Genomic DNA, 26,628 nt, shown 5'->3' on the forward strand with positions numbered 1-26,628 from the left:
TTCTCCGTGAAAAACGTACTCGCAATACTGAGTCTGCTTGCAGTTCTCCTGCTCATAAGCGGCTGTGGTGCTGATCGCTCGGAACCCGGCATCAGCATGGCCCACGAAGTGGAGGCAGCCCTGGCTTCCGGCATGCCCGTTCTGCTTGATTTTGGCGGCGATGGCTGCCCAACCTGTGTACAGATGAAGCCCACCGTCTATCGCACGATCACCGACTACCAGGACACGCTGCGCGTCGTGATGGTAGACACCAATGTGGATCGCCAGCTCTCGGCGGAATATCGCGTTCGCGCTATTCCCACCTATGTCTTCATTGACCCCAGCGGAAGGGAGATCGACCGGCACATCGGGTTTATGGAAGCCAGTGCCTTCGACCGTAAAGTACAGGAATTTATTCAGCGGGCACATCGCTGAATCCGGTATTTTCTTCCATATCCCCCCCGGACCCTCTTTCCCATGAAAGAGGGTCCGTTGCATTTTTCAGCAGCATGAATTCCCGGAGCGACATATCAGGACAACCCGAAGCCATCACTTGCGAAAACATGGCAAAAAAGATACAAGTGTTCCTGATTTACGAGGTACTCCATGGCTCAGATGATCCGCATCAACGATATAATCACGGAAGTACGCCAGCGCCACAAAGATGTTGACGTCACTCCTATCAATAAAGCCTATATCTACGCTGCCCAGGCCCATCGGGGCCTGATGCGCAAATCGGGAGAGCCCTACATCAGCCATCCCCTGGCAGTCGCGTATCTGCTCGCCACCATGAATCTCGATCCTTACACCATCACCGCCGGACTGCTCCACGACACCATAGAAGACACCACGGCCACATTTGAAGAGCTCCAGCAGCAATTCGGCCACGATGTGGCCTTCCTGGTGGACGGTGTTACCAAAATTGAGACCATGGTGGGAAAGAGCAACAAGTCCTCCGACGTCAAGGCCGAAACCCTGCGCAAGATGCTCATCGCCATGGCCAAGGACATCCGTGTCCTGCTCATTAAACTGGCCGACCGGCTGCATAATATCCGCACACTGGAGTACATGCCCGAGGAAAAGCGCAAGGCCATCGCCCAGGAAACCCTGGATATCTATGCTCCTCTGGCCCATCGCCTGGGGATCAACTGGATGAAAACCGAACTGGAAGATCGCTCCCTGGAACACTTTGATCCAGAAACCTTTGCCATGATCCGCAATGAAGTGGAGCCGCGGGAAGGTGACCGCAAGAGCTATGTGGATGAGCTCATCGCCAGGATCAGCGAGCACCTGGCCAGTCTGGGTATCACCTGCGAGGTGCACGGCAGGCCGAAACACTATTTCAGCATCTACAAGAAAATCAAGCGACAGAATGTCTCTCCAAAAGAGCTCTTCGACCTGCTGGCCCTGCGGGTCGTCACCGAGAAAGTCTCTGACTGCTACCTGGTTCTGGGGGAGATTCACCGGCTGTGGCGCGCCGTTCCCAATCGCCTCAAGGACTATATCACCAACCCGAAGTCGAACCTGTACCAGTCCCTGCACACCACGGTTATCGGCCCGGAAGGCCTCAAGGTGGAATTCCAGATCCGTACGGCGGAAATGCACAAGATCGCCGAGGAAGGGATTGCCGCCCACTGGGCCTATAAGGAAGGTGTCCACCCCGAAAATGACGAGACGCAGCGCTTTGCCTGGCTCAAGAGCATCCTGGAGGGGGGAGCTGAGTTTGAGGACTCCAGCGAGTTCCTCAAGGCCCTGCGCCAGGAGCTCTACGTCAAGGAAGTCTACGTCTTTACCCCCAAGGGAGACACCATCGAGCTTCCCGATGAGTCCACCATCCTGGATTTCGCCTTCACCATCCACTCGGAAGTGGGTTACCACTGCACCGGCGGCTATGTGAACGGCAAGATGGTGGGCATTCGCCATCGACTGCAAAACGGCGATACCGTGGAAATCATCACCAGCGACAAGCAGCACCCCCGCAAGGACTGGCTCAAGTTTGTGCGCACCAACCGCGCCAGAATCCGCATCACCTCATATCTGAACAAAGTGGAACGCCAGAAGGCCATTGAAAGCGGCAAAGATATTCTGGAAAAGGGACTGCGCAGCTACCGCAAATCCCTGGACAGCATCGGCCCCAAGAACCGTAGCAAGCTGCTGGAACTCTCCCACATGCCCAGCCTTGATGAACTCTACCGCAACGTGGGCCTGTATAAGATCAACTGCAAGACCCTGCTGGAGCGGCTTTTTGAGGACGATATCGCCAAACGCCAACAGCAGGATGAGCACGGCAAGCATAAGGATGAAGCAGTTTTCGAAGGGGCCAAAGAGCGCCATCAGGAATCGGTACGCGGCTCGACCATTGAAATCAAGGGCATCTCTGATGTTCTCATCCGCGTGGCCAACTGCTGTTCCCCCCTGCCCGGGGACCCCATCATCGGCTATGTCACCCATGGCCGTGGCATCAGCATCCACAAACAGGACTGCCCCCAGATGCGAGACGCCTTCAGCGAGCGCCTGATCGAAGCCAGCTGGAGTGAAGCCGCCACAAAAAATATCTATGCCGTGAATTTCACTGTTCTGTGCAAGGATCAGCCTGGAGTCCTGGCCGGAGTCAGCAGTGTGCTGGGCGACAACAAGGCCAATATCACCAATATCCGCATGGTCAAGCAGGACATCAACCGCGCTGAAGTCTTGCTGGAATTCACCATTGAAGTCAACCACAAGGACCAGCTGACCCACATCCGCAACCGGGTCAAGGGGCTCGATTTTGTGCTGGAAGTGAAATAACGGAAGTTCCGCACCCTGCCACCTCGGCTTCAGGTGGTGTTGTTATGAGCTGAAGTTTCGCATTGCACCATCCCGGGTTAAGGCATCATTATACTGACACTTATCACGCCAAGACAGTATTGATTTTGCATGTTTGACTCATCTGGCACTCCTGTTTTCGTTTGTGGATATTGCCCTTTTTGACCGCGCAAAAAGGACTCAAAAACGCGCCCGTTTTTTTCTTTGCTTCGCCTGCAGGCAATCCTTCGATATTGAATTGATCAATGAATAAATCAATTGGCACACCACGAACGAGAACACAATCACCGGAATCTGAGCTATAGCTCTTTACATACCATTGCTCGATATCAAGAAGTCGTCTATCAGCACTTGACTTAGTAGCACTTGAATCTCTTCTTCCACCGTCACAAATTATTACTCTTACAGGCCAATTAAGACGAGCTGCCTTTTGTAGAGAAAAATCCATTTTCGTTGCTCGCCGAGACTGGGGCGAACTAGCAGCGTTTTTTGCTGTCTCTCTCAAGTTTAGCTTTTGAACTATCTCGCCATCTTGTACTGATAGGTTTTCATACCAAAGATTAAGAACTTATCCATAAATTACGCCGATTTTCCTGTATGTGATTATGGCTGCCGCAAGACACGTCAACCCGTAGTGAGTGACCTCAAGCTTCTCAAAGCGCACATGAATCTTCCTGAAACGGTTGAACCAGGAAATAGATGCTTCCACTATCCAGCGCCTCGCCTTCTTTGATGGGTCACGCTTCTTGTCCTCGATCTCTTCTTTTCGCTGCTTTACATGGGGTATGTATCCGCGCTGAAGAATGCTGCTGAGCGCCTGCTTTCCCTTGTAGCCACAATCTGCGCAAAGATGCTGCTCCTGCTCTGCAGGCTTCTCGAAGACTACGCCATCAAGAACAGCTTCAAGCTGGCTCACATCATGCCGGTTCGCTCCGGTTACGACGATGGACAACGGGACGCCACGACCGTCCACCAGGACATGACGCTTGCTCCCGTTTTTTTCCCCGATCCGTCGGGTTCTTCCCTACGGTTTCAAGAGCCATTGGTGCTTTGTACATTCCGCCATCTATGCTTTGCCACTCCCAGGCAATTCCCTCCATCTCGTCGTACTCAGCCAGCCCTTGACGCCAAATAGCTTCGAATACACCGGCCTTACTCCACTCAATGAAGTACTTGTGCACGGCACTGGCGCAACCAAACTGCTCCTTGGGTATCGCTTTCCACTGACAACCGGTGCGCAGAACATAGACAATGCCGGAAAACGCCTTCCTGGGGTTAAGTCGCTTGCGCCCACCACCAGGCTTGCGCTTGTAGACCTTGTCAAGATCTCTTTGCTGGATTGGCAGCAAAGGCTCAACTCTTTGCCAGAAAGCATCTGAGACTTCCCATGATTGCACTTTAGACATAAATCACCGCCATGAATGATCTCTCACTGAATCATTCTATAGCAAACTATCATGATGGTCAATGATTATTTATGGACAAGCTCTAAGCGGTCGAAACAGTTTGTCAGCTGATCGGCTCGACATGTCATTTGGCGAGCTAATGAACATGTATTCGAACGATGAGCTAGTTATTGATCCTGAATTCCAAAGATTGTTCCGGTGGGATTTAGAGCAAAGGTCTAGGTTCATCGAATCAATACTTCTAGGCATTCCGATACCGTCAATTTTTGTTGCCGAAGACACAGATGGCAGGTGGGAGATTGTAGATGGCCTTCAAAGGCTATCCACAATACTTTCTTACTTCGGAATGCTTAAGCACACTCCTGAAAAGAATGGGTGGGCTCTTGTTGCCGGAGATGTGGTTGAGTCGCTCGAAGGGCTTCAAGTTGCAGACCTCCCAGTTAAATATCAGCTGAATATAAAGCGCTCAGTATGTCGAATTGAAGTTGTTAAATGGGATAGTAATTATGATATGCGTTACGAGCTTTTTAACAGATTGAATACAGGTGGCTCTCCCTTGACTGATCAAGAAATACGAAATTGCATATTTCGTGGTATTTCAGTTGAGTTTACCAACTTAATTAAACAGCTTTCATCAAAAAATGACTTTGCTGAGCTTATTCAGCCAACGCAAAAACAGAAAGATGAACTGTACCTAGATGAGCTGGTTCTTCGGTTTTTTTCTCTCTTTCAGAATCATGAAAAAGTTAATAAAAACCTCTCAGATCATATGACTGAGTATATGAAAATGGCGACAAGGAAAGAAGTTGATTATGAGGGAAAGATGGAGGCATTTAATCGCGTTGTTGAAATTGTAGGACCGATTGGTCGAAGCGCCCTAAGCGGTAAAAATGGACAGCTGTCCACCAGTCTTTATGACGGGGTTTTTAATGGAGTAGCTGGAAACATTGATTTTTATGAGAAAGCGGGTGAAGCCAAACTCCGAGAAAAAATTGAAGCCCTCAAAGAGGATGAGGAGTTCAAGAAGGTTTCTGGTGTGGCATCTAACTACAAGGAAAGGGTTAAAAAGAGAATTGAAAGAGCCATAGAGGTCTTCGCACCGAATGAGTAATTTGCAATCGCTTCTCTGTTGCGAGCTAGATGCTTTGCAGAGCAAGATGTATAAGTGTAAAACGGTACACCTTCGTTACTCAATGCTCCCAGAGCACCGGCACTTCCTGCTTCGTCAGTCAATTTTAGGAATATATGCGGAATGGGAAGGTTTTTTGAAGAAGTCTGTCGCTCTTTATTTACAGGAAATAAACAAAGAGCGCGTTCCATTCTCAAATTTGCATGATCATTACATATCCTACCAAACTGACAATGTCGCCAAATTCAAGTCACCAAAGACGGACTTTGGAACGATAACTAAGTTATCTAGAAATTTGTTCGATATGTATCGGGGGCATGTGGTTTTCAGTACCGCTGTCAATACAGAGTCAAATGCCAATTTGAAGGTGACAAACACTATATTAAAAAAACTGTGTTTGAAATGTCTTAGCTCTGAATATGAAACTCCACTTAATAAGCTATTGAAATTTAGAAACTCTATCGCTCATGGTGATGAGGGTATTCCCGTCAAACAGAGTGATGTCGATGATTTCACCTTGCTCGTTCAAGATTTAGCAACAGATCTTGTTCTGTCCGTCAATGAAGGCTTTCAGGATAAAGTTTACTTAACCCATAACATCGCGTTGTAGGTGATGTCCGGCCCGCTACGCGCGCCAGCTGCACCTGACGGGGGCGTTAGAAAGCCGAGTTATCCACAAGTAGTAAACCAAAAGGATCTTTGATGCCGTCATCACAAAACAATAGGACACCCACTTTGTCCTATTGGAGGATTGGAACTGGTGATAATCTACTTTTCTTGCGGTATGGCGAATATGAGAACACTTAACCAGGCCAAGCACGGCGACAGCTTTTTCGTTACGGCTTCGCCTCCACTACAAAGCTGCGCGTGTTGGCGGCGTTATGTGTATAAAGGAATTTTGAAATGCAACCACTTATGATGGTCAAAAAACATGAAAACCAAGAATGGAAAGATGAAGAACCAGAAATTTTTAAAACATTATTAGAAGGATACAGAGAATGTATGCCATCTATCAATGACATGTTACTTGAAACAAGGTATTTTATGAATAATCATATATTAAATAATGACTTTAAAATAGTACCAAAATATTTTTTGGCTTTTGACGATAGTACAGCTCAAACAAATGACATAGTGTCAATTAGTGCCTTATATGTTTTCCCAAAATTTAGAAATAATGGATTTGCAAAAACGCTATTAGATCAAATAAAATTTTTGGCACAACAAAACATTATATTGCAAAGTGCAGTCAATGAGAATAAATTTGATGAATTAAAAGATTTTTATTTAAAAATGGGGTTCCAAACAACAGGTGTAGTCAATCCACCTGATAGTTTAGGAATTAAGTATATTGATTTATTTTGGTGTATTTCTCCAATTAAATTAACATTTACTCCAAATGGTACGGCAATTGAACGAACATAAAACACATAACAAATCAGGGGAGCTTATGACTATGGCCACACTAAAGGACACCGGCCACACTACAGGACACCCACTTTGTCATAGAGCTGCGCAGCGCCGGTTAGCTCTACATTAGCCGTATAGAGCAGAAAACTATGCGCGTTTCACTTATCGTTTTATCTTTGATCATTTTTCTTCTAAGTGGGTGCGCGAGCACAAAGATTGATGTGACAGGCCTTTCACTGAAAGAGCCTCTGTGTAAATTGGATGCACAGCCGATAACCGCGCATGTCTATTGGACAGCTCAATGGCGCGCTGACCAAAAGGAACCGGATCTTCGTGAAGCTGCCAGAGCGCTAAAGGACACCCACTTTGTCCGTGATAGCCTCACCATATATCCGCTACACTCAACCACCAAATTCCCAGCAGGAGGTGCCCCATGACCATTTCCAGAAGTCAGATTATTGCCCTGGATTCCACGCCCTACTATCACTGCGTCAGTCGTTGTGTGCGGCGGGCCTTTCTGTGTGGCATCGACAGCGTAACGGGGCAGAGTTTTGATCATCGCAAGCAGTGGATTCTGGATCGGCTGGGGATGCTGACTGAGGTCTTTGCCATCGATATCTGCGCCTACGCTCTGATGAGCAACCACTACCATCTGGTGCTGCGGGTTGACCGGGAGCGGGTGGAGGCGATGTCTGACCATGAGGTACTCGGACGCTGGAATGTGCTCTTTTCCGGTAATCCGCTGATCAGGATGTTCCTGGCGGGGCAGAAGCTCAGCACGGTGCAGGAGCAGATGCTGGCGGCTTTGATTCGGGATATTCGACCCCGCCTGTATGATATTTCCTGGTTTATGCGCAGTCTCAATGAGTGGATTGCCCGGCAGGCCAACAAGGAAGATGGCTGCAAGGGGCGTTTCTGGGAGGGGCGATTTCGCACCCAGGCGCTGCTGGATGAATACGGTCTGCTGACGTGCATGGCCTATGTGGATCTGAATGCCATACGGGCGGGGATTGCCGATTCACCGGAGCATTCTGACTTTTCTTCCATTCAGGCGCGCATAGGAGCCTGGGGAAAGGCTTTGGGGAAAGAGGCGGCGGCTCAGTGTCCGCCTTTACTGGGTTTTAACGACAGTGGCACTGATGACGCTCTGCTGCCCTTTACCACCCTGGATTATATGGAACTGGTGGACTGGACGGCGCGCAATGTGCGGGCCGACAAGGCCAGCGCCATGGATGAGGACGCGCCGCCGATTCTGGTGCGCATGGGCATAGACAGTGAGCGCTTTACCAGGCAGATGCGGGGTGAAGGTGGCAGCTTCCCAACCTTTATAGGAGCCTACCACTGTCTGCGCGATGCGGCCAGAGAGCGGGGGTTGCACTATGTGCGAGGCAGTGGTACGGCCAGGCGATTGTTCTGCGGCGAGATGGTTTCATAAAAATGCCATATCGCATCCAGGAGCTGCATTTTATCGGCACCGCCAGCTGTTGCCTCAATCACTGGCCACTGCCAGCACCTCCTGAATAATCTGCGACTGCCAATCAAAATAGGGATTGAAGGTGAGGCGCGCATGAATCTTGCCCGGCTCACGGTAGTCCCAGTCGGAATACCAGACCGGATCACCAGCCTGGCAGCGGGCGGTGTCCTCGTCTGTCTGTCCATTGAAGCAGATGCGTTCACTGCCATCCCGCCCATACAGCGGATTCTGAGGTGAGAACAGGATGCCCATGTGCGAAAACTGGCTGATGCGCTCCTGGGGCAACACATCGGTGCGCACCAGCACGCGTGCCGAGGAGGTTGATCTGGGCGGGGGGCTCCCATACCAGATCAAGCGGCTGGAAGCATGGGTGAAATGGCGCTCAAAGATGTTTCGTACATAACGCACATCGACGACCGAATCATGCTGGGCCAGCACAATGACCGTTGGGCGGTCGAAGGTTCGACCCTTCAGGCTTTTGCGCACCGCCACGCTGCTGCGGTAGAACTGTGCCAGGCCGTTGGTGGGTACGATGTGGTAGCGAAGCGGTGATTGCAGCGGGTGCCTCTCAGGGGAAAGCAGCCAGGGCTTAATATGTACGAGCCAGGGCGTGGCCCAGTCAAACAGCTCGTTCGAACGCAGCGCGGGGGAGAACAGCACCAGGCCCTGGATCTGAGGGTCGTCCAGGGCGTATTCGAGCACCAGGTTGGCACCGGTTGAAAAGCCGCCCAGCCAGACGTCCGGAAAATCCCGTTGCAGCAAGCTGATCTGTTCACGCACCAGTTGTTGCCAGTCTTCCAGCCGAATGCCGATCAGGTCGGCGGGCTGGGTGCCGTGTCCAGGCAGCAGCAGTGTGCGTACCACATAGCCTTGTTCAGCAAGACGGTGCGCCACATCGGTGAAAGACCAGGGTGAATCGCCCAGGCCATGCACCAGCAGGATGGCTTTGGTGGTTGGCGTGGGCGGGTGGAGCTCAAAGGGAGCATTCCACTCGATTTCATGGAGCGGATTTTCCGTCTGAAAACTGCGCTGTGCTCCAAGCAACTGCCGTGTCGTTTCGGTATAAGCCTGAAAAGCCGAAAGGTGAGTTGTGGGTACAGCAATATCCGTTTGCGCGGAACACCCCATTGCCATTCCCAGCAGCCCAGTGGCCACAAAGACGAACATGGAAGCAAGGGAGCGGATCTGCCGATTCATAAACGTATCTCCATGGTGACTCCGTGTCTTGAATGAGCGTAGCAAACGGGCGTGAAACACACCAACCCCCTCTTCTTTTCTGTGTTTCATGATAATCACGAACAGGGCACCTATATAATTTCGGAAGAACTCCATTGCCTGAGCTTCCCATCGCCTGCTTGATTTCAGGTGTTTCAGCAGGCTGTCAGCCCTTCCGGCTTTCGAGCATGCGCAGAAGCAGTTCCTGGAGAAGCTGCTGATCCGGTGCGCTGAGCCCTTCGATAATCGGTGCCAGTGCCTGCTGAGCCTGGGCACGTACCCGCTTTACAAGCTCGACTCCGTCACTCGTCAGGAACACATCCGTCGCTCTCCCATCCTCCTTATTTGGCGCTCGCGCCACCAGCCCCCGTTTTTCTGCTCGGGCGATCAGTCCCGACATCGTCTGTTTCTCCAGACCAAGGTATTTGGCGAGTTCTGCCATGCGCGGGCGCCGATCCCACAGTATTCCCAGGACGCGAATCATCGAGAGGGACAGGTCGTTTTCAGCACCGATCTTATTGATGACAGCCATCGTGACAAAGGAACTTACTACAAGTGCGTCGGCCAGTTCCTCGTTGGATGGAGGGGCTTGTTCCATTGAGGTCTCCTTTCGTATCGCAATTCAACTTGACATAGTTCGCAATGCGAGTCAATAATAGGTTCGCAATACGAATTATTGACTCGCGTTTTCGCCGAAGGAGAACCCCATGAAAGCCACATCCAAGCGGTGCGAGTGCGTCCTCGCCACTTCGACTCCCACTGATCAGTGGATATTCCGGCCATGAAGCGTCACCTCGTCACCATCTTCGTCGTCGCTGGCGTTTTCGCCGCCTGTGTCGCACTGCTTCTGGGCATGCGCAGTGCTGCTCCTTCCATCCCACCCACCTCTGCGGCACCGGCGCTGACGGTCAAGCGTACCTTTGCCACGGCACAGCAGTGGCCACAAACCCTGCACGCCGTCGGCAGCATCGCCGCCTGGCAGGAGGTCATCATCGGCGCGGAAATTGGCGGACAGCGGCTGTCACGCCTGCTGGTCGATGTCGGCGATCATGTGGAAAAGGGACAGCTTCTGGCGCAGCTTAACCCCGGCACGCTTGAAGCGGACTTGAACGCCAGTCGCGCGGCACTTCAAGAGGCCGAGGTCGATGCGGCCCAGGCGCAGCGTGCCGCCGATCGTGCCCGGGCGTTGCAGCGCACCAATGTCTTATCTGACCAGGCCCTCGACCAGGCCCTGTCCACTGCCGAGACGGCACAGGCGCGCCTGGCTGCCGCCCGCGCGCGGGTGCAGGCGGATTCGCTGCGTCTGGCGTATACCGAGGTGCGCGCCCCGGACGAGGGGGTAATCAGCGCCCGACCCGCCGTCGAAGGCGCGCTTGTGCAGGCCGGAGCGGAACTCATGCGCCTGCAGCGCCAGGGCCGGCTGGAGTGGCGTGCCGAGCTGCCTGGCCCGGAGCTTACGCAGATTGCACCTGGTCAGGCTGTTCGCATCACATTCGGTGCTCCACAGTTTGTTGAAGGGCGCGTGCGCAGGGTTTCGCCGCAGGTTGATCCGCACACGCGCACCGGCATTGTGTACGTGGATATTGATCCTTCAGCGCTGGTGCGCGCCGGGCTGTTCGCACGCGGCGAATTTCTGCTGGCGCAGCACCGGGTGCTGACGCTGCCGGAAACCGCTGTCCTGCTGCGCGACGGCTTCAGCTATGTCTTTCGCATCGAAGGCAGCCAGGTGCGGCAGCAGAAGGTCACCCTGGGCGCCCGGCGTGGTGACCGGGTGGAAATCCGCGAGGGAATCGACGCTGACACGCCGGTCGTCGAGTCCGGTGTGGGCTTCCTGTCCGATGGCGTGACGGTACGCCTCGTGACCGCAGGCCCAAATACATATCCCGCGCTGAAGGAGTGAGCATGAACGTCTCCGCCTGGTCGATCCACCACCCGATCCCGGCCATCCTGCTGTTCGCCATGCTCACGGTGGCGGGCCTCTTCGCGTTCCATGGTGCCAGAATTCAGCACTTCCCGGACGTGGATCTGCCCATGGTGACTGTGGTGGCCAGCCTGCCCGGCACAGCCCCGGCGCAGATGGAAACCGAAGTGGCACGCAAACTGGAAAACGCCATGGCCACCATGAAAGGGCTGCGACACCTGCATACGGTGGTGCAGGATGGCGTAGCCACGGTGTCGGCAGAGTTCCGCCTGGAGAAGCCGCCCCAGGAGGCTCTGGACGACACCCGTGCCGCCGTGGCCCGGGTGCGGGGCGATCTGCCTGCCGCCTTGCGCGATCCCGTCATCAGCCGCATCGAGTTCAAGAACGAGGCGATCCTGACCTACACGGTGGCGTCTTCGCGTATGGACGAGGAAGCCCTGTCGTGGTTCGTGGAAGATCAGATTACCCGGCGTCTGCTCGCTGTGCCCGGTGTCGGCGCAATTATCCGTGTGGGCGGCGCGAGCCGTGAAGTGCGGGTGGAACTGGACCCGGATCGACTGCTGGCATGGCGCCTGAACGCCGCCGATATTTCGCGGCAGCTCGCCCAGGTGCAGCGCGAAGCCCCGGGCGGCCGTGCCCGGCTGGGTAGCGGTGAACAAACGGTGCGCACTGTCGCCACGGTGTCCTCCGCCGAAGCACTGGCAGCGATGGAGATCCCCCTGCCCGATGGCCAGGTCGTACGCCTGGATCAGGTCGCCACCGTAACCGACACGCTGGCCGAGCGCCGTAGTGGCGCCTTCCTCGACGGCAGGCCAGTGGTCGGCTTCGAGATCTTTCGCGCCACCGGCGCCAGCGACCTGGACGTAGCCCATGGCGTGCGCCAGGCACTTGCCGAGCTGCGCGAGGAACGCCCCGACCTCGAACTCACCGAGGCCGTCAACGCCACTGACCAGGTTCTGGAGAATTTCCGGGGCAGCCTGTCGCTGCTCATCGAAGGCGCCCTGCTCGCGGTGCTGGTGGTGGGTCTCTTTCTGCGCAACCTGCGCGCCACCCTCATCTGCGCGGTAGCCTTGCCCCTGTCCATCATTCCCACCTTCCTGTTCATGCAGTGGATGGGGTTCACGCTGAACATCATCACGCTGCTGGCCCTGTCACTGGTGATCGGCCTTCTGGTGGATGACGCCATCGTCGAGGTCGAAAACATCATGCGTCATATGGGGCGGGGCAAGGAGCCCCTCGTGGCGGCGCGCGAGGCCGCCGACGAAATCGGGCTGGCGGTCGTCGCCACCACCTTCACCCTGATCGCCGTTTTTCTGCCCACCGCCTTCATGCAGGGCCTGGCCGGCAAGTTTTTCGTACAGTTCGGCTGGACGGCCTCCATCGCCGTGCTCATCTCGCTGGCCGTGGCACGGCTACTCACGCCGATGATGGCGGCCTACCTGCTGAAGAAACCCACCCGTCCCCATGTCGAGCCTTTCTGGATACCAACGTACTTGCGGGTCGCGCGCTGGGCGTTCACCCACAAGAGCGCCACGCTGGCAATCACAGCGGCCTTCATCCTCGTCTGCAGCGTGCCATTGCTCACGGGCGCCATCAAAGGTGACTTCATGCCGCCGAGCGACCTGAGCCAGACCATGATCAGCGTCGAGCTGCCGCCGGGCAGCACCTACGCGCAGACGCGAGCGATCGCCGATGAGGCGCGCGCCATCGTGGCAACACACCCGCATGTAGAGCAGGTTTACACCGCCATCGGCGGCGGCAGTGCGGGAGACAACCCCATGAGCGGTGCCGCCGAGTCCCGCACAGCCCAGCTGACACTGAACCTGACACCACGCAAGGAACGCCCGGGCGTAAGCCAGCAGGACATAGAGCGCGAACTGCGCACGCGCCTGCACGCGGTTGCCGGTGCGCGTATCAAGATGGCCGCGGGCGAAAGCTATACCCTGGCGATCTCAGGCGAGGACAGCGAGCTGCTGGCGCAGCACGCGGCCACCGTGGAGCAGGAACTGCGCGGACTGGCCGGAATCGGCCAGGTAACCAGCAGCGCAGGCCTGCAGCGTCCCGAGCTGATTGTGCGCCCGGACACCGCGCGAGCGGCAGACCTGGGGGTAAACACCGATGCCATCGCGGAAACCCTGCGCGTGGCAACGCAAGGCGACTACGATCAGTTCCTGCCCAAATTAAACCTCGATCAGCGCCAGATACCCATCATCGTGCGGCTGCCCGACGAAGCCACGCGGGATCTCCAACTGCTGCGCCAACTCACGGTACCGGGCGCGTGGGGCCCGGTACCACTGCGTGACGTGGCGGACATCGAAATCACCAGCGGTCCGGCGCAGATCAACCGCCTCGACCGCTTGCGCAACGTGAACTTCGAAATCGAGCTGGACGGCCAGGCCCTGGGCGATGTACAGCAGCGCGCCAGCGCGCTGCCCAGCCTGTCGCACCTGCCACCGGGCCTGACAAGGCACGACATCGGTCAGGCGGAAACATCCAACGAACTGGGCCGGAGCTTCCTGCTGGCAATGGGCACAGGCGTGGCCTGCATCTACATCGTACTGGTACTGCTGTTCCATGCCTGGGCGCAACCAGTGACCATCCTCGGGGCACTGCTGCTGTCCATTCCGGGGACGATCCTGGCGCTGTTCCTGACCGGCACCCACCTCAGCATGCCCGCCATGATCGGAATGGTCATGCTGATGGGTATCGCCACCAAAAACTCCATCCTGCTGGTCGAATACGCCATCATGGCACAGCGTGATCATGGCCTGGCCCGGCTTGACGCACTGCTGGACGCCTGCCGCAAACGCGCACGTCCCATCGTGATGACCTCGCTGGCCATGGGCGCCGGAATGCTGCCCATTGCCCTGGGCTTCGGCGCCGACCCAAGCTTCCGCGCGCCGATGGCCATTGTCGTGATCGGCGGCCTCATCACCTCCACCTTCCTGAGCCTGCTGGTGATCCCGGTGCTCTATGAGATAGTTGACGACCTCGTTCAGTGCCTCTCAGCGAAGCGCTGGTGGCCCAGATGAAAGGAACGGAGCAGGAACCGTCTCTTCCGTTGCATTTATGCCCCTTGTCCTTGAACAAGAATCATGCAATGCATGAATTCCAGGAATATAACAATTGACACAACCAGGACTGATCGGTACATTTTCACTTGTCAGCACCACCACATTCCAAGACGGTATAGTCCCATTTCTTCCAACAGAATGTTACCACTTCAGAACAGCTGAACTGAAAGAACTGCTTCCAGACCTTCCATAACCGAAAACAGGAGAAATGTATGGCTATTACAAAGAGACAATGGGGAAACATTCTGTTGAACATGCTTGGATTGAGAAGTGGCGCAACTCCCGATGATATTGGCAGCGCAGCTTCGTATGCAATGGACTGCGGTGTAACGGCGAGCATTCCATTTCCACCATCAATTCCGGAAAACTGGGACACCCTTCTCCATGGAACGATTAAACACATGCAGGAGTTTCCAGGCTACCAGAGTCGTTATTTACTGATAGTCAAACCAAGCTCTTCAACGAACTTTGAATATCAGGACTGCTTTCCGAAGTGCAGCACGAAGCCGACGGAAGTTCTGGCAAGCATAAGTCTGGATAACACCCCTGAAGAACTCGTGCAATGGGTTGTGGACAGGATACCGAGTGAGTAGTCCGCAATAAACCCATCAGCACCTTGGCATCCCGGATTACACAAGCGAGTTTCCCGAACCCGTAACCTTGAACAAAGCGCTCCCCTGACCGCAAGTGAACTGAATGTGCAGAAAGGGGAGCTTCTTCTCAACGAAAGAGTCCCGAACGGCACAGTGGAAGGAACCCATGTATCACCATCCTGCCGATGAACTGATCGCCATGATGAAGGAGGATCAGCACGTACTGCAGCGGCTTTTCGACTCCGGCGAGCTCCCTTCTGAGTCGTATCACCCCCGAATGAGAGCCCTGCATGAGCGGAATACTTCCCGCCTGAAAGAGATTATTGACTGCCACGGCTGGCCCGGCATTTCACTGGTCGGGGAAGAAGCCGCCAAGGCGGCATGGCTCATCGTCCAGCATTCCGTTTCAGATCCGCAATTCATGGCGGAGTGTGCCGTCCTTCTGGAAGATGCCGTTGCAAGAGCAGATGCGCCTGGCTGGCAGCTGGCATTCCTTCACGATCGGGTGCGGACGTTATCTGGTCGGCCACAGTACTACGGAACGCAGTTTGATGTTGACGAAAACGGCTGGCCGATACCATTGCCCATTGAGGATGCTGCTGCGGTTGATGAACGCCGTGCGCGCCTCGGGCTGAACTCCCTTGAGGAACGCCAGAATCAAATGGCTGAGCAGGAGCGAAAGCGTCGCGCCAGCAGTGCCAACACGAAAAAGTGCGATACCGGCTGACCCAAGCGCCTGCACCTGTTCCCCTCCAGGCGAATACCGGCGACCCGAAACTGCCTGCCCGTTGCCGCGTTTGCTTTTTTTCAACTGAAGCGTCAGAATAACTCCTTGAGCCACAAGCCACACGACTATTCATATTGACAAAAGTGTCTACGCAAACTACATTCCCAGGCTGTCAAGATCTACCCACTTTGTCGCCAGAGGCTTTTTTCGGCGCTGCAGAGAGTCACGCTCCCCTGCAAGGTCACTCCTCACAGAGACAATTCGTTTCATCCATTGCTGCCTGCGAGCCTGGCAGAAAGGGATTTCACTCCATGAAAATCACTTCAGATAACAAGCACTTTCTAGAGCAAGCCCCGGTCAGCCGGGTCTTCCTGAAATACGCGCTGCCAAGTATCGTCACGATGGTGTTTTTTGGCTTGCAGAGCCTGGTGGATGGTATTGTGGTGGGCAATCATCTGGGTCCGGACGCCCTGGGCGGAATAAACATCATCCTGCCACTCTTCAGCATCATCATGGTGCTGGCGCTGATCGTCGGTATCGGGAGCCAGACCCTGGTCAGTATGGAGCTGGGGCGCAGGAATCCCGAAAAGGCGCAGGACGCTATGTCCACTGGCTTCAAGGCCATGGTGGGCATCAGCGCAATGGCCACGGTGTTGCTGCTGCTGTTCGCAGAACCTCTGATCAGGCTGATGGGCGCTGACGAGCGACTGCTGCCATTCTCCCTTGCCTACCTTACAGGGCTGACGCCGTTCATCCTGCCGCTGAGTTTGTGTTTTTATTCCGATGCCATGCTCAAAGCGCTGGGGCACCCCAGGTTTTCCATGGTCATCATGTCGCTGACCGTTGTGATCAATGTACTGCTCAGCCTGTACTTTGTGATCGGGCTGGACTGGGGAACTGCTGGAGCAAGCACGGCCACAGGGGTGGCCTTCACCGTGGGACTGCTGATCTCCGGCAGTATTACCTTCAACCCCAAACAGCGGCTCTCAATGCTGAAAGGTCGTTTTCGCCTGCCACTCCTGCTGCGCGCCGCCTACAACGGCTCATCGGAAGGCGTTTCAGAAATGGCGGCGGCAGCCACTATCCTGATCATCAACCTCACTGTCGTGCGGCTTCTGGGAGCCGATGGGGTGGCCGCGTTCACGGCGATCAACTACATCAACTTCATGGGTGTGCTGCTGTTCCTGGGTATTTCAGATGGCCTGATCCCGGTGCTGAGTTATAATTACGGCGCCAGAAATTATGAGCGTGTCAAGCGCTTCTTCCGCTTTGCCGCAGTGGTCAACACGAGCATCGGCACCGTGATATTCATCCTGCTGCAGGTATTTGGGGGCCACGCAATCCTGCTGTTCTTCGACAGCAGCGAAAGCCAGGCGTTTCAGATTGCCGCCGAGGGCTTGCACCTCTTTGCTTTCGTGTTTCTGGCCAACGGGCTCAATATGCTGATCATTGCCTCCTTCACCGCATTGGGTGAAGCGAAGAATTCACTCGTCATTTCGGTGCTGCGCGGGTTGGTATTCTTGCTGATCGGAGTCACCGTACTGCCAGTATTTTTCGGCATTCATGGTGTCTGGCTGGCAATCCCACTGGCGGAAGTGCTGTCACTTGGCGTAGCGTTCCTGCTGGTTCGCAGGATTTACAAAAGATTGTCTGGAGAGGTATAGGCATATATCCATCCGGCAGATGTGACGCCGGGGCCCAGGTGATCACATCTGCCGGTGATGCACTCTTCAGGGGAGGTTTCAGGCCAGCGGGATAAAGTTCCCGGTCTCCTGAGACAAGCCCGAAAGGGTGCCCGCCTGCAGGTCGAAATACCAGCCGTGCAGTTCCAGGGAGCCGTTTTCCACCCGCTCCTTTATCCATGGAAAACTCAGCAGGTTTTCCAGGGAGAGCAGGATAGCCGCTTTTTCACAGGCCTGGTTCTGCACCTCCACAGGTTTGTGACTCAGCTCCTTCAGCACCTTCTCCTTGGCGGCCTGGGCAATCCCGACCCAGCTGCCGATGAAACTCTGCTTGCTGCACTCGCAGATGCCATCCATCAGCCCCTTGATGCCTCCGCACTGGGAGTGGCCCAGCACAATGATGTGCTCCACATTCAGGTGGCACACGGCATATTCCAGCGCCGCACTGACCCCGTGGTGACCTTCGTCGGGCCGGCAGGGAGGAACCAGGTTCGCCACGTTGCGTACAATGAACAGCTCCCCCGGCAGACAGTCGGTGAGAATGGCCGGATCAACGCGGGAATCGCTGCAGCCGATGAGCATGGCTTTCGGGCTCTGTCCTTCCCGCAATTCATCGAAGAGGGTTTTGTCGGAACCTAGCCAGGTATTCTGGAAACGTTTGAATCCGGAGATAAATCCTTCAATATCTTTCATCTTGCAATAACCTCCTGGTGCACTGCTGCAAGTATTGCTGACGGAATATTACCCTTTGCTTACAGCTGCCAGCGCTTCTTCGGCTGTCTGGTCGTAGCGCTTGCGATCTTCCTCAGCCAGCTTGGCCAGTGCCTTGTCAATGGCGGGGTACTTGATGGCCAGAATGCGCGCCGCCAGAATGGCCGCGTTGCGCGTTCCATCCACGGCAACCGTTGCCACGGGAACCCCTGGAGGCATTTGCACGGTGGAAAGCAGGCTGTCCCAGCCGCTGAGAGGACCATTGCCCAGGGGCAGGCCAATGACGGGAAGGCGCGTATGGCCAGCAATGACACCCGCCAGGTGGGCGGCCACACCAGCGCAGCCGATCAGCACTTCAACTCCCTCGGCGTGGGCGCGGTCGATATAGGCGAACACCTTGGCCGGAGTCCGGTGGGCGGAAGCAATAACCACCTCGCTGTGAATTCCCAGCTCGGTCAGAGTCTCCTGAACCTTGATAACCTTGGGCAGATCATTGGGACTTCCGGTCAGAATACCGACCAGGGTTTTTGAATCACTTGACTTGGACGCAGCCTTTTTCGCCATTGAACACTCCTGTAAAGATTTTGATAGAGCAGCCTGAAAAGAAAAAGGGGCCGCCAGCACACATGCTGACAGCCCCTTTGAGATTACCTACACCATGCGGTGACGTTCCATCTGACTCAGGCTATTTCTCTGAAGACACGAACCACCGGCAAAGGCCCATGGCATATCGCAACTTGCCCGCAGGCCATTTGCGACTCATGTCAAAACAGAATTGATAAAGATATTCAGGCAGATTGTCAAGGAAAATACGCAGTTTACTCCGGCAACGCCTCGGGCCGGGATTCAAGGGAAAAAATGATGATGCGCTCGCCGGTTATGGTGCTCAGATCCGTATGCAGACTCTTGACCCGCGTGCCGAGAATATCATGGATAATCGCATCCAGCATTGGCCGTCCCTTTTCCAGCAGGGCATGACGCATGCGCTTGATCAGATCGCGCCCATTATAAGCATCGGTGGACTCGGCAAGCTGGCACTCGGCCCGGGTCAGCACCCCTTTGAGGCGCACCACCACCAGATCGTCCAGAATATAGGTTTTGGTCTCCAGGGGACCACGCCCCATATACTCCTTTTCGAAGCGGATGACCGCATCGCTGATCTGCGCTTCCAGCTGCCCCCTGGTCTTCTCCATGCACCCTCCTTTTTCCCGCATCCGGAACACCCGTATCTATACCACGGATTCCACTTTCTGGATACTCAAGGGAGCGCATGGCAGGGTGTCATGAACACACCCCGCCACCGCTGAAAACATCACTTCTTGGCCGGTTCCCACTTGCAACGAACGGGCGAGACAATGGCACCTTCTGCCTTGAGCTCCTTGAAGGCCTTATCCACCACGGCGCGATCCAGGCCGGAGTGCTTGACGACTTCCCCTGCGGAAGCTGGCTTGCCGATTTCCTGCATGGCTTTCAGTACTTCTGCTTTCATTTTCCACCTCTGATCCAGTAATGAGAGTTATTCCTGAGCGATAGTAGCATATCTGCACCGGTTTCGCTCGTCAGAAAAGAAGCCACACAGCCCGTTGGATATATCCCGCCGCCTCAGTCAATTTTGCAGCTTGCTGAAGGAAAGCTCGTCAGTGGCGCTTGAACGTTTCCAGGAGCCTTTTGGCCGCCATTCCGGGCGTCGTCACGCCTTCGGCCACACTTTGCTGAATCTGGGGCAGGAGGGCTGCCACTTTGGGGTGGTGGTGAAAGCTGTACTTCAGGCTCTCCATCACGGTGCTCCACATCCAGTCCACGGCCTGGCGACGGCGCTTTTCCTCGAATTCCCCCGTTTCACTCATGGCCTCACGATAGGTTTCCAGCATCTGCCAGACGGTTCCCATGCCTTCTTTCTTCAGAGCGCTGACCAGGTGGACGGGAACCTGCCAGTTGGCGCTTTTGGGCTTCATGATGTGCAGGGCATTTTCAATCTGGCGCCCTGCCAGTTCAGCGCGAGGGCGGTTGTCGCCATCGGCTTTGTTGATGAGGATGCCGTCGGCTATTTCCATAACGCCTTTTTTGATGCCCTGCAGTTCATCCCCGGCATTGGGCAGCTGCAGAAGCAAAAAGAAGTCCACCATGGCAGCCACGGCGGTCTCCGACTGGCCCACTCCCACGGTTTCCACAATGATCACATCAAAGCCGTAGGCTTCGCACAGCAGCATGGATTCGCGGGTTTTGCGGGCCACGCCGCCCAGGGTATCGCCGGAGGGGGAAGGGCGGATAAAGGCATTGGTCTCCCGCGACAGCAGCTCCATGCGGGTCTTGTCGCCCAGGATACTGCCGCCACTGATCTGGGAGGAGGGGTCCACGGCCAGCACGGCCACCTTTTTGCCCTGCTGCAGCAGGTACATGCCGAAGGCTTCGATAAAGGTGCTCTTACCGGCGCCAGGCACGCCACTGATGCCAATGCGCAGGCTGCGTCCCGTGCGCGGCAGCAGCTCCTCCAGGATGGCGGCCGCCCGCTGCTGGTCTTCGGGACGCTGGCTTTCTATGAGGGTTATGGCTTTGGCCAGGGCGCGCAGTTTACCCTGGTGGATGCCCTCAATGATTTGCTGGGGTGTCATGATTCTCCTGTTGTCACTTTACACGATTGTAACTCTTCACGGTGTAGCAGCACTCGCGCCCGCATTCCTCCCGGAGACACTCGCGTTCGTCCGTGGCTCGAATCTCCGTCGTTCGCCATCCAGGCTCGCTCTCGGAACACAGGCGCTCTTGCTGAAATACAGCTGCGAGACCGTGAATGGTTACACACGATTCTCTGTTGCCAAAGATGGTGCCACCCGCTTCGTGCCAGGCAAAGGCTCAAAAGCGAGGTTACCACCCACCCCCTTGGGGTTTCTCGGTGTCGAGATAGAACAGCCCCGGTTTTCACCGGGGCATGTTGATGATTTCCATTGTGGGCGAAAGCAAAGACCGGTTGCGTTACTGCTTATCCAGGACTTCCAGGATGCGCTTGGCCGAATCGGTGATTTTGGTGCCCGGTCCGAAAATGCAGCTGGCTCCGGCGGCGTAGAGGTCATCGTAGTCCTTGCGGGGGATGACGCCACCCACGACGATGATGATATCGTCTGCGCCCAGTTTTTTCAACTCGGCGGCCAGCTGGGGCACCAGGGTTTTGTGTCCGGCGGCCAGGCTGGAAACGGCTACCACGTGCACGTCGTTTTCCACAGCCATTTTTGCACTCTCTTCGGGGGTCTGGAACAGCGGCCCCATGTCCACGTCAAAGCCGATGTCGGCCAGGCCGGTGGCAACGACCTTGGCACCGCGATCATGTCCATCCTGACCCATTTTGGCAACCAGGATGCGGGGACGGCGGCCATGCTTACGGGCGAATTCTTCTGTCGCTTTCTGCAGTTCTGCAAACATGGTGTCACCCTCATAGGAGCTGCCGTAGACGCCAGAGATCATCTGGGTATGGGCATTGTGGCGTCCGTAGACTGTTTCCAGGGCGTCGGAGATTTCGCCCACCGTGGCACGCACGCGGGTAGCCTGTACGGCAAGATCCAGCAGGTTGCCACTGTTGTCGGTGGCGGCCTGGGTCAGGGCGTCCAGGGCCTTTTGCACCGCTGCGCTGTCGCGGCTGGCGCGGATGGCTTCGAGGCGCTTGATCTGGGACTGACGCACGGCGGTGTTGTCGATGTCCAGAACTTCAATGGGATCTTCCTCCGCCACGCGGTATTTATTGACACCGACGATGACGTCTTCAGCACGGTCGATGCGGGCCTGCTTGCGGGCAGCGGTCTCTTCGATCTGCAGCTTGGGCATGCCCGATTCAACGGCCTTGGTCATGCCACCCATGCGCTCAATTTCGTTGATCAGCGCCATGGCTTCATCGATGAGCTTCTGGGTCAGGTTTTCCATCATATAGGAGCCGGCCCAGGGGTCAACGATGCGGCAGACATTGCTCTCTTCCTGAATGATAAGCTGGGTATTGCGGGCAATGCGGGCCGAGTGGTCAGTGGGCAGGGCAATGGCTTCGTCCAGGGCATTGGTGTGCAGGGACTGGGTGCCGCCCATGACCGCCGCCATGGCCTCGATGGTAGTGCGGATAACGTTGTTGTAGGGGTCCTGCTCGGTCAGCGACCAGCCCGAAGTCTGGCAGTGGGTGCGCAGGGCCGATGACTGGGGATTTTTTGGATTGAACTGCTGCATGAGCTTGGCCCACAGGAAGCGGGCAGCGCGCAGCTTGGCGACTTCAGTGTAAAAATTCATGCCGATGGCGAAGAAGAAGGAGAGGCGTGGCGCGAAGGCGTCCACATCCAGCCCTTTGCCAAGGGCGCAGCGCACATACTCCAGACCATCGGCCAGGGTGAAGGCCAGCTCCTGCACGGCATTGGCTCCCGCCTCCTGAATATGGTATCCGGAGATGGAGATAGAGTTGAAGCGGGGCATGTATTGGGAGGTGTACTCGATAATATCGGCAATAATGCGCATGGAGGGTTCAGGGGGATAAATATAGGTGTTGCGGACCATGAATTCCTTGAGAATGTCATTCTGAATGGTTCCCGCCAGCTGCTCCTGGGTGACGCCCTGCTCTTCAGCGGCCACGATGTAGCCTGCCAGAATCGGCAGCACCGCGCCATTCATAGTCATGGAGACGGAAACCTGATCCAGGGGGATATCGCCGAAGAGAATCTTCATATCTTCCACGGAATCAATGGCTACTCCGGCTTTGCCCACATCGCCCACCACGCGGGGATGATCGGAATCGTACCCCCGGTGGGTCGCCAGGTCAAAGGCGACGGAAAGGCCCTGCTGACCTGCCGCCAGATTCCGCTTATAAAATGCGTTGGACTCCTCCGCCGTTGAAAAACCCGCGTACTGGCGAATGGTCCAGGGACGCCCGGTATACATGGTGGCGCGTGGACCGCGAATGTAGGGAGCGAATCCCGGCAGGGTATTGGTATGCTGTACTCCCTCCATGTCCTCGGCGGTCCAGAGGGGTTTCATGTCAATATTCTCCGGAGTGCGCCAGGTCAGATGATCCAGACTCTCCTTCTTGCACTCCTTCTTGGCCAGGCTTTCCCAGTCCTGCAGACTTTTGTGGGGAAATTCGCTCATAAATATACACTCCTGGGTTTTTCGTAAAATGCGCTCCGCGTGGCTGATGACAAACAGCCCGCCGTGATCACGCCAGAGCGACAGAGACCTGGCCCTTGAAAATAAAACACTTTCAGGAAAATCCAGTTTTCTCTGCGCAATTTCGCTGATCTCGCCGGGCTGAACACACAAAACCGCACCAAAAGGCGTTGGCGCGTTTTAGTGAATAAAAAGCAGTTATAGTTTTATATCCAAAAGCGGGAAAAGCTGTCAACGCCCTTTCACGGCGGCATCGGGAGACATTCACCCCAGCTGCACTATTCTCCCGCGAATGACACGAGAGGCACCCCAAACGACAGAATATTTATTCAGCGCATCCAGGTGCCAATGGTCTCCATGCGGATGCAACCGGGTTTCACACACCCCGCATCACATCCGGATACCTGCCCGCACACGCAAAAGGCCCCGCAGCCTCTGGCTGCGGGGCCTGCAAAACACTTCCCTTAGCTGAGAACCGCTTTCAGGTACTCAATGGTGCACTCGCGGCGCTGCTTCTCCAGCTCCTTTGGATCAACTTCCACAAACTTCTCGTCGGGCGTGATCTTGAAGAGCGGCTGCCCTTTGGTCACGATCACCCCTTCACCACCTTCAATGAGGATCTTGTCAACGGTTCCCGAGAAGGGCGCGGTGATCTTGTTGAACATCTTCATAACTTCAATGATAAACAGTGGCTGTCCCTTTTCAAAGTGGTCACCCTCTTTGATGAACTGGGGCATGCCGGGAGCCTCCTGGGCATAGTACATGCCGCCGCAGGGCGAGACGATCTCGTCTGCCTTGGTGGCGGGAGGCGGAACCAGAATCTTCTTCATGCGAGCCTGCAGGTCAGGGTCATTGAGGTGCTCAGGGATAATGATATCCATGTCCTCATCGACACAGAAGTCATAAAACTTTGTGCGATCTCCAATCAGGAAGAGGGTTCCCAGTATCTCCACACCGGCTTCGTAACCGAAGTGCGCCGAGCGCACTTGCTGCCAGGTGCTGTCGTCAAAGCCCTTGGGCGCCTTTTCACTCTGCAGCAGCTCATTGATTTTAAAGAAGTCCTCCTTACCGAGCTTCAGACGCTTGCGCAGCTCGGAATAAAAGGCCAGGGCATCCTGCAGTACCTTGTTGTCATGATCCCAGATGATTTCTGCGGCAGGTGCCTTGGGGTCGTAGGACATATTCAGGTACTCGTAGGTCTCATCCAGAATGACCAGCGGATTTCGCAGCCAGACCACGCGACCACCTTCCAGACGGAAGTTGTCTTTGTTGAGGCTCAACCAGCCCGCCAGCAGGTGGGGGTCATCCAGCAGAACTTCCATGGGGCGGGTCAGGAGCGTGCCTTTGCGATCCAGGATATTGGAGATATTCTTCAGCTCTGCGGCCTGTGCTTCCGGCTCATCGGCGAACATCTCGCCAATCCTGGCCGCGTAGTGCTTCTTCATCTGCAGGAAAGCCGTAACCGGATCAAGCTTGTTGGCCTCTTCCTTGAGGGTTCCCACCAGGGTCAGGTAGGGCACTACAAAGCGCGTCGTGGGCTTGGAGTTGACGCCATTGGCAATAAACCAGTTCACCAGGCCATAGTGGAACTGCAGGTTCGTCGCCAGGTTGGTGCCGCGCAGTTTGGTCTTGCGCAGGACGCGGGAGAGGTACTGATAGCTCTCCAGGCGATTCTCTCCCTTGGTCAGCAGCAGGGCAATGTTGGAGTCATAGGCACCGGCTACGGTGTAGGTCATGAACACATCGGTGTCGGGGTTATTCAGGCAGATCCCCTGGTCATCGCGCACCTCGCCCTCAATGGGGGGCGACCAGTAGCGGATAATACCACCGGCGTGGGGTGAGAGCGAGGCATCGGTCGCGTTCAGGCGAGCTTCAGCGGAAGCGCCGAAACGTTTGATGCGTTCGGGCTTGGGGACACGTTTCTTATGCCTGGCCAGCAGCGCCATGGCTTCCACCAGCGACTCCACGACAAAGAAGTCGTTGGGGTCGTCAGGGTTCGTGAATTTCAGGCTGTAGCACAGCTCGGTAACCCGGTGTTCCACCTGGATGCGGGTGTTGACCTCCATGAAGTAGTGACGGTCGCGATCCACAATGCACTCAAAGGTGGAGGCGGAGTCGAGGCCAACGGCCTGACCAAAGCGCGCCCCTTCCTCTTCCATGCGTCCGAGGATGGTGAGGTCGTTCTGGAGAGACTTGACCTCTTTTTCGTTACCGGCGGCACGGGCCCTTTCAATGGCGGCCTCCAGCCCCTCCTTGGTAACGGAAACCTCCAGCAGCTTCTGCTCGTGCATCTGCACGGAGCAGTCGCGACCACCCAGGGAGACGCACCACTCGCCGTTGCCCAGCAGCTGAATTTCATTGTGGCGGGTCTGCTCGATATTCAGCTCCACGAGGACGTTCTTATTGTCGCCCACGCCATTGGCTTTTACCTCGTTGAGGACTTCGCGCACCAGACCGGGAGCTTCTGCCGCCGCTTTGGCGATAGCCTCCTCGGTTACCTCTTTGGCCACCAGCAGCGAGGCGCCCAGGATGCGCTGCCCCTTACCGCCACCACCGCCGATGGCTTTGAGGCGCACGCGGCTGCGGGGGTACTTGCGGAACATCTCGGTGACTTCCACCTGCACCTGAGCACACAGCTCATCGATGCTGAAGAGGTCGATGCCCTTGGCATAAGAGGCGAAGAGAATGTGGTTTGCCAGCGACTCCAGCGAAACCTTGCTGTCGCCAAGAATCTTCTCGTCACAGCTGAGGCCTTCGCTCTTTACCAGGGCCAGCAGACTTTCGCGGGTGGGGTGCTTTTTGAGCAGAGTGCGGACGGTGACATCATCAATACCAGGCGTAACGCTGACGTTCACTTCCAGCGCCGTACGCTTGGCTTCGTCCTTTTTCCCGGCGCGGGCCTGGGTGATGGAGTTGGGGCCGATGAAGTTCAGGCCCGCCTTTTCAATGGCCGCGACGAACTCCTCGTCTTCCGCCATGAAGCCGTATCCGGCAAAGATGGAGTCGTAGTTGTTGTCCTTGGCGATCTGGATGATCTGATTGATGCGCTCAACCCGCTCTTCCTTGCTGGCGCCAGTGTAGTCGGGAACGCGGTGCACCCGGCTGGGGTCGGTCAGCTGGCGCAGCTCGGGAGCCAGCGCGTTTGGATAGACGATGGAGTCCTTCTCGGAGAGCAGGATACCGTAGTGGTTGATGCCCATCTCCTCGTAGACATCCATGGCCTCCTTGCGGATGGGGCCGCGGCAGACGATCAGAGGCCGCAGATCCTCACAGGAAAAGGAGCGCACCCACTTGGATGACGATTTGCTCAGGCGACGATCCCGGTGGATCAGTGGATTCTTTTTATAGTAGTCGACTTTTTTTGCCATGAATCTG

The 26,628-nt window shown here is 55.7% G+C and carries 22 protein-coding genes; 11 read left to right on the forward strand and 11 right to left on the reverse strand.

Annotated features, from left to right (window positions below):
• Window positions 1–6 precede the first annotated feature (6 nt).
• Both SELIN_RS14235 and SELIN_RS12095 read left to right on the forward strand, forming a co-directional pair.
• Window positions 7–414: a thioredoxin family protein gene (locus SELIN_RS14235; protein ID WP_013506931.1), complete on the forward strand. Its 408-nt coding sequence runs from the start codon at window positions 7–9 to the stop codon at window positions 412–414.
• Window positions 415–585: 171 nt separating this feature from the next.
• Window positions 586–2,766 carry a RelA/SpoT family protein gene (locus SELIN_RS12095; protein WP_013506932.1) on the forward strand — a complete coding sequence of 727 codons (2,181 nt, stop codon included), beginning with the start codon at window positions 586–588 and terminating at the stop codon, window positions 2,764–2,766.
• Between the two features lie 103 nt (window positions 2,767–2,869).
• Here the strand turns inward: SELIN_RS12095 and SELIN_RS15160 are convergent, their stop codons facing one another.
• Together SELIN_RS15160 and SELIN_RS14910 are read right to left on the reverse strand one after the other, a co-directional pair.
• Entirely contained in the window at window positions 2,870–3,232 is a 363-nt protein-coding gene (locus SELIN_RS15160; RefSeq protein ID WP_156788074.1) for a hypothetical protein, read from the reverse strand.
• Between the two features lie 120 nt (window positions 3,233–3,352).
• A protein-coding gene (locus SELIN_RS14910; RefSeq protein ID WP_156788070.1) for an IS5 family transposase occupies window positions 3,353–4,190 on the reverse strand; the annotation gives its coding sequence in 2 pieces (ribosomal slippage) (window positions 3,353–3,784 and window positions 3,786–4,190; 837 coding nt in all).
• Window positions 4,191–4,251: 61 nt separating this feature from the next.
• On the opposite strand from SELIN_RS14910, the gene SELIN_RS12110 reads away from it, so the two are divergent.
• The 4 genes from SELIN_RS12110 (at window position 4,252) to SELIN_RS12125 (ending at window position 8,164) form a co-directional block, all read left to right on the forward strand.
• Window positions 4,252–5,301 carry a DUF262 domain-containing protein gene (locus tag SELIN_RS12110; RefSeq protein ID WP_013506933.1) on the forward strand — a complete coding sequence of 350 codons (1,050 nt, stop codon included), beginning with the start codon at window positions 4,252–4,254 and terminating at the stop codon, window positions 5,299–5,301.
• An 82-nt stretch (window positions 5,302–5,383) separates the two neighbouring features.
• Complete coding sequence (locus tag SELIN_RS12115) at window positions 5,384–5,929, forward strand: MAE_28990/MAE_18760 family HEPN-like nuclease (RefSeq protein ID WP_232218772.1); 546 nt, start codon at window positions 5,384–5,386, stop codon at window positions 5,927–5,929.
• Between the two features lie 293 nt (window positions 5,930–6,222).
• Window positions 6,223–6,744: a GNAT family N-acetyltransferase gene (locus SELIN_RS12120; RefSeq protein WP_013506935.1), complete on the forward strand. Its 522-nt coding sequence runs from the start codon at window positions 6,223–6,225 to the stop codon at window positions 6,742–6,744.
• A 418-nt stretch (window positions 6,745–7,162) separates the two neighbouring features.
• Window positions 7,163–8,164 carry a hypothetical protein gene (locus tag SELIN_RS12125; RefSeq protein WP_013506936.1) on the forward strand — a complete coding sequence of 334 codons (1,002 nt, stop codon included), beginning with the start codon at window positions 7,163–7,165 and terminating at the stop codon, window positions 8,162–8,164.
• A gap of 54 nt (window positions 8,165–8,218) precedes the next feature.
• Here the strand turns inward: SELIN_RS12125 and SELIN_RS12130 are convergent, their stop codons facing one another.
• Both SELIN_RS12130 and SELIN_RS12135 read right to left on the reverse strand, forming a co-directional pair.
• Entirely contained in the window at window positions 8,219–9,307 is a 1,089-nt protein-coding gene (locus SELIN_RS12130) for an alpha/beta hydrolase (protein WP_041726981.1), read from the reverse strand.
• Window positions 9,308–9,584: 277 nt separating this feature from the next.
• Complete coding sequence (locus SELIN_RS12135; RefSeq protein ID WP_013506938.1) at window positions 9,585–10,016, reverse strand: MarR family winged helix-turn-helix transcriptional regulator; 432 nt, start codon at window positions 10,014–10,016, stop codon at window positions 9,585–9,587.
• A 183-nt stretch (window positions 10,017–10,199) separates the two neighbouring features.
• Here SELIN_RS12135 and SELIN_RS12140 point away from each other — a divergent pair, with 183 nt between their 5' ends.
• The 5 genes from SELIN_RS12140 to SELIN_RS12160 all read left to right on the forward strand — a co-directional run bounded on the left by SELIN_RS12140 (window position 10,200) and on the right by SELIN_RS12160 (window position 17,397).
• A complete protein-coding gene (locus tag SELIN_RS12140; protein ID WP_013506939.1) occupies window positions 10,200–11,318 on the forward strand; it encodes an efflux RND transporter periplasmic adaptor subunit in 1,119 nt (372 codons plus the stop codon).
• A 2-nt stretch (window positions 11,319–11,320) separates the two neighbouring features.
• The gene (locus SELIN_RS12145) at window positions 11,321–14,371 is read left to right on the forward strand and encodes an efflux RND transporter permease subunit (RefSeq protein WP_013506940.1); all 3,051 of its coding nucleotides are present in this window, start codon (window positions 11,321–11,323) and stop codon (window positions 14,369–14,371) included.
• Between the two features lie 254 nt (window positions 14,372–14,625).
• Window positions 14,626–15,006, forward strand: coding sequence for a hypothetical protein (locus SELIN_RS12150; RefSeq protein WP_013506941.1), 381 nt, complete (start codon window positions 14,626–14,628; stop codon window positions 15,004–15,006).
• Between the two features lie 166 nt (window positions 15,007–15,172).
• Complete coding sequence (locus tag SELIN_RS12155; protein ID WP_013506942.1) at window positions 15,173–15,733, forward strand: DUF6624 domain-containing protein; 561 nt, start codon at window positions 15,173–15,175, stop codon at window positions 15,731–15,733.
• 311 nt (window positions 15,734–16,044) lie between these two features.
• Window positions 16,045–17,397 carry an MATE family efflux transporter gene (locus SELIN_RS12160; protein ID WP_013506943.1) on the forward strand — a complete coding sequence of 451 codons (1,353 nt, stop codon included), beginning with the start codon at window positions 16,045–16,047 and terminating at the stop codon, window positions 17,395–17,397.
• A 78-nt stretch (window positions 17,398–17,475) separates the two neighbouring features.
• Here the strand turns inward: SELIN_RS12160 and SELIN_RS12165 are convergent, their stop codons facing one another.
• From SELIN_RS12165 to SELIN_RS12195, 7 genes are all read right to left on the reverse strand, one after another.
• Window positions 17,476–18,108, reverse strand: a complete 633-nt coding sequence (locus SELIN_RS12165) for a carbonic anhydrase (RefSeq protein WP_013506944.1) — start codon at window positions 18,106–18,108, stop codon at window positions 17,476–17,478.
• 48 nt (window positions 18,109–18,156) lie between these two features.
• Complete coding sequence (gene purE / locus SELIN_RS12170) at window positions 18,157–18,690, reverse strand: 5-(carboxyamino)imidazole ribonucleotide mutase (protein ID WP_013506945.1); 534 nt, start codon at window positions 18,688–18,690, stop codon at window positions 18,157–18,159.
• A gap of 254 nt (window positions 18,691–18,944) precedes the next feature.
• Entirely contained in the window at window positions 18,945–19,319 is a 375-nt protein-coding gene (locus SELIN_RS12175) for a Na-translocating system protein MpsC family protein (RefSeq protein ID WP_013506946.1), read from the reverse strand.
• Between the two features lie 119 nt (window positions 19,320–19,438).
• Window positions 19,439–19,615 (reverse strand): hypothetical protein, encoded by a 177-nt coding sequence (locus SELIN_RS12180; protein WP_013506947.1) that lies wholly within the window; start codon window positions 19,613–19,615, stop codon window positions 19,439–19,441.
• A gap of 148 nt (window positions 19,616–19,763) precedes the next feature.
• Window positions 19,764–20,738 (reverse strand): methylmalonyl Co-A mutase-associated GTPase MeaB, encoded by a 975-nt coding sequence (gene meaB, locus SELIN_RS12185; RefSeq protein WP_013506948.1) that lies wholly within the window; start codon window positions 20,736–20,738, stop codon window positions 19,764–19,766.
• Window positions 20,739–21,096: 358 nt separating this feature from the next.
• Window positions 21,097–23,235: a methylmalonyl-CoA mutase gene (scpA, locus tag SELIN_RS12190; RefSeq protein WP_013506949.1), complete on the reverse strand. Its 2,139-nt coding sequence runs from the start codon at window positions 23,233–23,235 to the stop codon at window positions 21,097–21,099.
• Window positions 23,236–23,717: 482 nt separating this feature from the next.
• Window positions 23,718–26,621 (reverse strand): biotin/lipoyl-containing protein, encoded by a 2,904-nt coding sequence (locus SELIN_RS12195; RefSeq protein ID WP_013506950.1) that lies wholly within the window; start codon window positions 26,619–26,621, stop codon window positions 23,718–23,720.
• Between the last annotated feature and the right edge of the window lie 7 nt (window positions 26,622–26,628).

Source organism: Desulfurispirillum indicum S5 (assembly GCF_000177635.2).
In the GTDB taxonomy this organism is placed as follows: domain Bacteria; phylum Chrysiogenota; class Chrysiogenetes; order Chrysiogenales; family Chrysiogenaceae; genus Desulfurispirillum; species Desulfurispirillum indicum.

What these genes read in the sequence shown, in the direction of transcription:
- scpA (WP_013506949.1), bottom strand. Translation starts at nt 23,235, where the DNA reads ATGAGCGAATTTCCCCACAAAAGTCTGCAGGACTGGGAAAGCCTGGCC.
- SELIN_RS12145 (WP_013506940.1), top strand. Translation starts at nt 11,321, where the DNA reads ATGAACGTCTCCGCCTGGTCGATCCACCACCCGATCCCGGCCATCCTG.
- meaB (WP_013506948.1), bottom strand. Translation starts at nt 20,738, where the DNA reads ATGACACCCCAGCAAATCATTGAGGGCATCCACCAGGGTAAACTGCGC.
- SELIN_RS15160 (WP_156788074.1), bottom strand. Translation starts at nt 3,232, where the DNA reads ATGGATTTTTCTCTACAAAAGGCAGCTCGTCTTAATTGGCCTGTAAGA.
- SELIN_RS12095 (WP_013506932.1), top strand. Translation starts at nt 586, where the DNA reads ATGGCTCAGATGATCCGCATCAACGATATAATCACGGAAGTACGCCAG.
- SELIN_RS12160 (WP_013506943.1), top strand. Translation starts at nt 16,045, where the DNA reads ATGAAAATCACTTCAGATAACAAGCACTTTCTAGAGCAAGCCCCGGTC.
- SELIN_RS12175 (WP_013506946.1), bottom strand. Translation starts at nt 19,319, where the DNA reads ATGGAGAAGACCAGGGGGCAGCTGGAAGCGCAGATCAGCGATGCGGTC.
- SELIN_RS12180 (WP_013506947.1), bottom strand. Translation starts at nt 19,615, where the DNA reads ATGAAAGCAGAAGTACTGAAAGCCATGCAGGAAATCGGCAAGCCAGCT.
- purE (WP_013506945.1), bottom strand. Translation starts at nt 18,690, where the DNA reads ATGGCGAAAAAGGCTGCGTCCAAGTCAAGTGATTCAAAAACCCTGGTC.
- SELIN_RS12150 (WP_013506941.1), top strand. Translation starts at nt 14,626, where the DNA reads ATGGCTATTACAAAGAGACAATGGGGAAACATTCTGTTGAACATGCTT.
- SELIN_RS12165 (WP_013506944.1), bottom strand. Translation starts at nt 18,108, where the DNA reads ATGAAAGATATTGAAGGATTTATCTCCGGATTCAAACGTTTCCAGAAT.
- SELIN_RS12120 (WP_013506935.1), top strand. Translation starts at nt 6,223, where the DNA reads ATGCAACCACTTATGATGGTCAAAAAACATGAAAACCAAGAATGGAAA.
- SELIN_RS12195 (WP_013506950.1), bottom strand. Translation starts at nt 26,621, where the DNA reads ATGGCAAAAAAAGTCGACTACTATAAAAAGAATCCACTGATCCACCGG.
- SELIN_RS12140 (WP_013506939.1), top strand. Translation starts at nt 10,200, where the DNA reads ATGAAGCGTCACCTCGTCACCATCTTCGTCGTCGCTGGCGTTTTCGCC.
- SELIN_RS12125 (WP_013506936.1), top strand. Translation starts at nt 7,163, where the DNA reads ATGACCATTTCCAGAAGTCAGATTATTGCCCTGGATTCCACGCCCTAC.
- SELIN_RS12110 (WP_013506933.1), top strand. Translation starts at nt 4,252, where the DNA reads ATGATTATTTATGGACAAGCTCTAAGCGGTCGAAACAGTTTGTCAGCT.
- SELIN_RS12115 (WP_232218772.1), top strand. Translation starts at nt 5,384, where the DNA reads ATGCTCCCAGAGCACCGGCACTTCCTGCTTCGTCAGTCAATTTTAGGA.
- SELIN_RS12135 (WP_013506938.1), bottom strand. Translation starts at nt 10,016, where the DNA reads ATGGAACAAGCCCCTCCATCCAACGAGGAACTGGCCGACGCACTTGTA.
- SELIN_RS12155 (WP_013506942.1), top strand. Translation starts at nt 15,173, where the DNA reads ATGTATCACCATCCTGCCGATGAACTGATCGCCATGATGAAGGAGGAT.